Annotated in this window: 1 protein-coding gene; it reads right to left on the bottom strand. The window is 53.0% G+C overall.

The features are described 5' to 3' along the window. Positions 1-362 (bottom strand): 23S rRNA (cytidine(2498)-2'-O)-methyltransferase RlmM (gene rlmM, locus FDX22_RS15515; protein ID WP_255432933.1); only part of this gene is annotated, 362 nt, incomplete at both ends.

Genomic DNA, 362 nt, shown 5'->3' on the forward strand with positions numbered 1-362 from the left:
TCATGATACAGCTGACGCGCCTGAATCTGGGCATTTACGCCATGTTCATCAAGCTGGGCCTGAATGTAAGCCAGGTTCTGTGATACCTCTTCGTAGCGTTTTTTCATCGGCAGCTTGAGGTTGAAAATCGTCTCACGACACCAGCCGTTGACCAGCCATTGTGCCATCAGCGCGGCAACCTTCGCTGGCTTCTCCACCATGTCGCACACCATCCATGAGATGTTGTTGCGATTCGGGCGATACTTAAATCCATCCTCCCGCAGCCAGGTGACCTGCCCGGTATCCATCAGGCTTTGTGCCATCGGACCGTTATCCACGGAGTAAACCCACATGTTGCGTTTAACCAGCTGATAGGTCCATCC

It is taken from the genome of Citrobacter sp. TBCS-14, from assembly GCF_005280805.1.
Classification (GTDB): domain Bacteria; phylum Pseudomonadota; class Gammaproteobacteria; order Enterobacterales; family Enterobacteriaceae; genus Citrobacter; species Citrobacter gillenii.